Origin of the sequence: Vibrio sp. 10N.261.51.F11 (assembly GCF_041471665.1) — a bacterium.
Taxonomy (GTDB): Bacteria; Pseudomonadota; Gammaproteobacteria; order Enterobacterales; family Vibrionaceae; genus Vibrio; species Vibrio crassostreae_C.
The window spans coordinates 1-3226 of the sequence record NZ_JBFROW010000096.1; the positions used below are offsets into that span (position 1 = coordinate 1).

Consider the following 3226-nt stretch of genomic DNA (forward strand, 5'->3'; position numbering starts at 1 on the left):
TGATTTAGGAAACAAAGCCTTACCGACTATAAGTTTAGACGGTGGGTGGAAGTGTCCATATCATTAACAACGCCGCCGTAAGCCAGTAAAACAACGGTAGGTAGGTTGTCGTTCTTGAAGTGGAAACACTTAATTGAAATTGATTTCGAAAATCATCTACTTTTGCCGGTTTAAGATAAATATATTTAAAACAATCACTTAAGATGTAAATTGCACTTCAAAAACTATGCGAACAGTTAAAGTGATGATTTGATCCATCAAATGGGATTACATAATAAAACCTTTTGTTCTTAATATTCGGTTCGAAGCAACGAGATGCTTTATTTATTTTGAATAATCCAACAAATATCATTATTAAGTTATTCGTTAGATTATTTACTCCTTATATTTAGTAACAAGAGTAAATTTGTCATGGACATTATTTCTAATCTGTTTGACATGGCACCATTTGTCGCACTATTTATTACACTCTCATTGGGTTATATGGTTGGTAAAATTACTATCGGCCGATTTGTTTTAGGCGGTGTGGCCGGAACATTATTAATGGGCGTAATTATTGGGCAATTTGGTGTTCAGATTGATCCCGGCGTAAAAAGTATTTTCTTTGCGCTCTTTATTTATGCTGTGGGTTATCAAGGCGGCGCACAATTCTTTAAAGCGCTTAACTTTAGAACCATCAACATTCTGTTGTCTGCGGTTGTTATGACGGTTTCAGGCTTATTGTGTGTACTTGCCGCTGCGTGGTTGTTTGACTTAGATAGAGGTACTGCTGCGGGCCTAGCTGCCGGTGGTTTAACTCAGTCTGCGATCATTGGTACTGCAGGCGATGCGATCGCCCGTTTGGGTGGTGTGTCTGAAGAAGCCAAACATCTGATGCAAACTAACGTTGCTGTAGGTTACGCTGTAACATACATCTTTGGTTCTCTAGGTCCAATCCTAATGGTGACATGGGTATTCCCAACACTAATGAAATGGGACATTCGCTCTGAAGCAATCAAAATGGCAGAAGCGAACTCAGATGGTAATGCAGAGCTTGGTGCTGGTGAATTCAATGCGATGACAAAACTTGAGACTCGCGCTTTTGAAATCAAAGCAGAGAGCAAAGTGAATGGTTTGACACTAGCCCAAATCAATCAAGATTCAATAGACGCATGCATCGAAGTTATCGAGCGTGATGGCAAAGCGATTGAAGCAGACAAATTTACTAAGCTTCAACAAGGCGATGTTCTGGTTATCACAGGTACTCGTAAAGCCATTGGTCAGTTGAAAGGTGACTCTGTTGGCTCTGAAGTTGTGCTTCCAGAAGAGTACGAAGTCATTGAAGAGAACCGTCAGCTTATCGCAGACAACAAACAACTGATTGGCCGTACACTAGGTCAAATCAAATCAGAAGCGAACAAAGGCACTTACCGTGGTGTTTATGTGACTGACTACCTTCGCGAAGGTGTATCAATCCCAGTTCACGCTGACCTTGTTGTTAAGAAAAATGATGTTATTCAATTAACTGGCTCACCAAGCGATATTAATCGTGTTCAAGGTACAATCGGTAAGCCAATGAACTCAGCAACAATGACTGACTTCATTGTACTAGGCATGGGTATGGTATTGGGTCTTTTGATTGGCCTAATCAACTTCAAAATTGCAGGTATTCCGGTCACTATCGGCTCTGGTGCAGGCTGTCTAGTGTCAGGTCTGATTGTTGGTTGGTTACGCAGCCGTAACCCACATGTGGCGCAATTCCCAGAATCAGCAGCAAGCTTTATTCGCGACTTCGGTCTAGCAGCATTCGTGGGTATCGTTGGTCTTGAGGCTGGCCCTCAAGCGGTAGACACCATCAAAGAACACGGTATGAGCCTACTATTCTTGGGTGTTGCGGTAACCATCATTCCACAGATTATTTCGTTCTTCTTCTCTTACTTTGTTTTGAGAATCAAAAACCCAATTGAAGCACTTGGTTGTGTGACTGGTGGTCGAAGTGCAAACCCTGCGTTTGCGGCATTGATGGAAAAAACAGGCAATGCAACTCCAGTATTCTCATTCACAGTGACTTACGCAGTAGCCAACGTGCTATTGACCCTTTGGGGACCAATCATCGTCGGCATTATCTCCGTCAACGCTGGTATGTAATTCAGACTATAACGTCAGTCTAAGACGTCAATCCAATTAAAACACTAAGCGATTCCCTGGCCAAACATAGGGAAGGGGATCGACTTGCTAAAATTTATGAAAGTAAGGTATCTATTATGACTACTCAAACTCCAACTATCGATTTTTCAAAATTCGCTGACCTAAGCCCATTCGAGCTAAAAGACAAACTGATTGAAGTGGCGCAAGCTGTGCCAGATCGTGCACTTCTTGATGCAGGTCGTGGTAACCCTAACTTCCTAGCAACGCTACCTCGTAAAGCATTCATCCGTCTTGGTGAGTTTGCGGTAGCAGAAGCAGAGCGTAACTACGCTTACCTAGGTGGTGATTTCGGTGGTATCCCTGATGGCGTCGGCATCGTTGAGCGTTTCGACACGTTCGCAAGCCAATATGCAACAGACAAAGGCGTTGATTTCCTACGTCGTGCACTAAGCTACGCAAAAGACCGTCTAGGCATCGAAAAACAAGCGTTCCTAAACGAGCTAGTACTGGCTTACCTTGCGTGTAACTACCCAGTGCCACCACGTATGCTAGTGAACATCGAGAAAGTGGTTAAACAATACATCGCAGAAGAGATGTACGGCCCAATGCCAATGACGACTAACTTTGACCTGTTCGCAACAGAAGGCGGCACTGCGTCAATGACGTACACGTTCGCAACCATGTTCAACAATGGTCTATTGAAAAAAGGTGACAAAGTTGCGCTAATCACGCCAATCTTTACCCCTTACCTAGAAATCCCAGAGCTTTCTGAGTACGAACTAGAGATCGTAGAACTGCGTCTTGATGAGACCACTTGGCAGCTACCAATGTCTGAAATCGAAAAACTGGCAGATACAGACATCAAACTACTTTGCGTCGTTAACCCTGCTAATCCAGCATCAGTGAAATTCTCTGACGAGACTTTAGAGAACCTAACAAACTTTGTGAATGAGCAACGCAGTGACCTATTCATCATCACTGATGACGTATACGGTACATTTGCCGATGACTTCGTTTCTCTATTTGCAAAACTACCATACAACACACTTTGTGTTTACTCGTTCTCTAAGTACTTTGGCGCAACAGGCTGGCGTTTAGG

At 43.1% G+C, this 3226-nt stretch carries 2 protein-coding genes; both read left to right on the plus strand.

Annotation, left to right across the window (positions count from 1 at the left end):
• Positions 1-411: 411 nt before the first annotated feature.
• Positions 412-2127, plus strand: a complete 1716-nt coding sequence (gene aspT / locus AB4351_RS21435) for an aspartate-alanine antiporter (protein ID WP_372127116.1) — start codon at positions 412-414, stop codon at positions 2125-2127.
• Between the two features lie 116 nt (positions 2128-2243).
• A partial coding sequence (locus AB4351_RS21440) for a bifunctional aspartate transaminase/aspartate 4-decarboxylase (protein ID WP_372127118.1) occupies positions 2244-3226 on the plus strand: 983 nt, incomplete at its 3' end.

Excerpts from the sequence above, each read along its gene's own strand:
- aspT (WP_372127116.1), top strand. The coding sequence starts at position 412 with ATGGACATTATTTCTAATCTGTTTGACATGGCACCATTTGTCGCACTA.